The sequence below is a fragment of the Bacillus sp. 05T31 genome (assembly GCF_056396725.1).
Map to the genome: position 1 here is coordinate 1 of NZ_JBFTMA010000527.1, position 3,129 is coordinate 3,129.

The window sequence follows — 3,129 nt, forward strand, 5'->3', positions numbered from 1 at the left end:
CATTCATGTAGAAGCGGAAAATGAAAAAGGAAAACGATTTTATGAAGCAAAAGGTTTTGCGGCTTTAGAGCAATTTGAAGAAGATTTCGAAGGACATATGCTGCAAACAGTGAGAATGGTTTTATACATATAAGGAGGATCAGAAATGAAAATTTTTGATTTCAGTGAAAAAGTGGGAGAGCATATATCAGCATTTCAATCTAACTTTATAATGTCAAAAATATTAAAACATCAAGGGAATATACATATCGGTTCTATGCATTTACAACCGAATGGAGTTATTGGATATCATGAAGCAGTTGTATCTCAACTGCTTCTAATTGTACAAGGAGAAGGATTTGTTTGCGGATCAGATAAAGAAAAAGTGAAGATAGGAGCTGGACAAGCTGCGTTTTGGGCGAAGGGCGAGTTACATGAAACAAGTACGGAAAAGGATTGATGACAATTGTAATTGAGTCAGACGGTCTTGAAAATGGTATTTCAATGATGATTAGAGGGCAGGAGGGAGAAAGGAATGATTACAAAAGCGGATGAGGAAGAAACGAAACAAATATTACATTATGCAGCTCAATCACTTTTCGAAGGAACGAGAGGRAATTGTCARYTAAGTAMRGAAAAAGCGATTGAAATTACAAARCCWWTARTAGAAAAAGGGGCATATTATWTAGTYAYWAARGAAGAAAATAAAGTAGTGGGATGGATACTAATAGGAGAAAATGTGGACTATTTCTCTCGTGAAAAACTCGGTTTTATTTATGAATTGTATGTTTTTTCAGAGTATCGCGGGAGAGGATTATCACGAAAACTAATGAAAGCTGGGATCAAGGAACTACAAGAAAAGTATTCAGAAATTCGCTTGAATGTATTTACAGGGAACTTTGCAAAAGAAATGTACGAAGATTTTGGCTTCGTTGAAAGACAAGTAATCATGACGTTGAAGTGAGAAAACGATTTTAAGTGGGCGAAGAAACAAGAAAAAGAAAATGAGTATGTAATTTGTAAAGGTTATATTCTGAATTTTGGGTAAAAAAAGTTTTCTTTTTATTATTAAATAGAGGTAGAAACGCTTAGCAGTCCTTTAGAAAAACAATAAATTTATATTATATAATATAATGTTATTATGTTAAAAGAGAAATTTTGGAAAAATATCATTTTTTTGTTTAGAAATTTTTAAATTATTGATATAATCAATTTGTAGAATTGATTTTGGGTTAATTTTACTATTTTAAAATTTTAAGGGGGATTTAATAATGGCAGGACAAATTCGTATGTCACCAGAGGAGCTTAAATCAAAAGCGACTCGATATGGACAAGGTGCAAATCAAATTGAGGAYATTTTACGTCARTTACAAAACTTACAAAATGAATTAAGAGGAGAATGGGAAGGTCGTGCTTTCGAAGGTTTTGATCAACAGTTCAATCAATTAAAACCAAAAGTACAAAACTTCGCAGAGCTATTACAAGAAATTAATATGCAGCTTAATAAAACTGCAGAGGCTGTTGCTAGACACGACGAAGATCTTTCTCGTAATTTCGGTCTACAATAAAAACGGGCAAAAGAAATATATAATTTAGCCATGCAACTTTCGTTGTATGGCTAAATTGCTTTAAAACTAGAGTAAGATAAGGAGTCCTTAACTTAATAGACTCGCAGCCGCAGGAGTGATAAGTAGTGAAAAAGTTTAAGTGGAGCATCTTGTTGTTTATTATTTTAGCTCTTGTGCTATCAACAGGAGTCTCCTATTTAGCATTAAATCAAAATGTTAAGAAAGCTAATGAGAATAGCACGCAAAAAATGACAGTTGCATTAGTAAATGAAGATCAAGGTACTGTATTTGRAGGGAATAAAATAGCGTTTGGAGATCAATTTGTTAAAAATGTAAATAAAAATACGAAACAAGAATGGTACGTAGTTAGTCGCGGAGTAGCAGAAAATGGTTTGAAAAATAATAATTACAATATGATGATTGTAATACCTAATGATTTTTCTAGGAAGGCCGTTGCGATTGATTCAGAACTGCCGGAGAAATTAACGTTAAACTACAAAGTAAACGCGACTGGGAATAAAGATTTGAAAGCTGAAGCTGAAAATACAGCTTCTATGATTTTGGAGGACTTTAATAAACAAATAATTGATGTTTATTTTGCAAGTATTATCGGAAAATTGCAAGGCGCACAAGATAATATAGGTAAAATAATTGAAAAAGGAAACACTCAAACAAATATGTACAAAAAAGATGTACATAGTCCGTTGGCAAATTATACAAATCAATTTAAAACGGTACAAGACTATACAGGAATTTCTGTTAATAGTTTTAAAGGATTTCAGGATGTCTTAAAAGGGTTTGGTCAAACATTAGATGAAGGAAATAAATCTAATAATACTTATTTGGAAGGTTTTAATAACTTTCAAAAAATGCAATCTGATAATAATTTGTTAGCTAATAATTTTTCGAGTCAATTTAATCAATACATGAGTGAGATGGGTGCAGGTGATGCTTTAAAGCAGTTAAGCTCACTGGAATCGGCAAATAAAATTATTGCAAATCAATTTATGCTTTCAGAGAAAGAACCAAATATTTTAGCTGATGCTTCAGCAATTCAAAAATATTTAACAGATGTAAAAAAACAAGTATCAGAATATGATACAGAACTTGCAGGAAAGTTAGAAAGTGATATTCAAGAGACGATAATTAAAAAGTTAAAGCAATCTATGTCGAACGATGGAAAGCAAGAAATCTTTATAAATACATTAATGAAACAACCAGATGTTCGAATAAAGAAACAAATCGAAAATTTAATTGCGAAATTACCTAGTTTAAATATGGAAGAAATCGCTCAAAGTGATTTGCCAGATACAACGAAATTACAACTGCAAAATGTAATCCAATTTACAAATAAATATAATAAAGAGAATAATTTTTATTATGACCCTGTAAATAAAATATCTTTAGGAAACGCCATTAAAGAAGTAAAGGATAAACTTTATACAGAGGGAATTACATTTAGTGATACGGCGAACGTAATTAAAATGGAATCTTCACAAACTTTGAAGATAAAGATTCCAGAAGAATTTGAACTAGATGGAAATACAGGAGCCTTACATATTGATGATGAGGATCGTACAAG

The 3,129-nt window shown here is 31.4% G+C and carries 3 protein-coding genes and 2 pseudogenes; all 5 read left to right on the top strand.

The window, feature by feature from the left end; all coding sequences use genetic code 11:
• Positions 1-133: pseudogene (locus AC1DJR_RS23515) on the top strand (GNAT family N-acetyltransferase); the annotation flags it as partial.
• Between the two features lie 12 nt (positions 134-145).
• Positions 146-534 (top strand): annotated as a pseudogene (locus AC1DJR_RS23520) (cupin).
• Positions 515-943 carry an N-acetyltransferase family protein gene (locus AC1DJR_RS23525; protein WP_477003629.1) on the top strand — a complete coding sequence of 143 codons (429 nt, stop codon included), beginning with the start codon at positions 515-517 and terminating at the stop codon, positions 941-943. The pseudogene AC1DJR_RS23520 and the gene AC1DJR_RS23525 overlap by 20 nt, the downstream one beginning before the upstream one ends.
• 307 nt (positions 944-1,250) lie before the next feature.
• Entirely contained in the window at positions 1,251-1,547 is a 297-nt protein-coding gene (locus AC1DJR_RS23530) for a WXG100 family type VII secretion target (RefSeq protein ID WP_000918598.1), read from the top strand.
• 125 nt (positions 1,548-1,672) lie between these two features.
• A partial coding sequence (esaA, locus tag AC1DJR_RS23535) for a type VII secretion protein EsaA (RefSeq protein WP_477003630.1) occupies positions 1,673-3,129 on the top strand: 1,457 nt, incomplete at its 3' end.